The organism is Pantoea stewartii subsp. stewartii (assembly GCF_008801695.1).
In the GTDB taxonomy this organism is placed as follows: Bacteria; Pseudomonadota; Gammaproteobacteria; order Enterobacterales; family Enterobacteriaceae; genus Pantoea; species Pantoea stewartii.
Map to the genome: position 1 here is coordinate 1 of NZ_VZPF01000269.1, position 438 is coordinate 438.

The window sequence follows — 438 nt, forward strand, 5'->3', positions numbered from 1 at the left end:
TTTTCGCACAGGATAAGCGCTTCCGCCTGCATCCCCTGCTCTATTTCTTTGCGCGTTTGGTTAAGCGCATCCAGCTCGCTGGCCAGAACACGCGCTTCGCCGAGGTTGTCGCACAGCAGTAACGCCACGCCGACGGACATATCATCCAGTCTGCCGGCGGCATTCAAACGCGGCCCCAACGCAAAGCCTAAATCACTGGCGGCAAGCCGTTGCGGATCGCGATTCGCTATCTCCAGCAACGCTTTGATTCCCGGTCGGCACTTCCCGGCACGAATACGACTTAGCCCTTGCCAGGTCAGGATGCGATTGTTGGCATCCAGCGGCACAACGTCCGCTACCGTTCCCAACGCCACTAAATCCAGCAGTTCCGCCAGATTTGGCGGCGCGATGCCGCGCTCGTCGAACCATCCTTTGTCGCGCAAAAATGTCCGCAACGCC

At 59.1% G+C, this 438-nt stretch carries 1 pseudogene; it reads right to left on the bottom strand.

The annotated features are described in order from the left end of the window. A pseudogene (locus F7Q90_RS26120) lies at window positions 1-438 on the bottom strand (single-stranded-DNA-specific exonuclease RecJ); the annotation flags it as partial.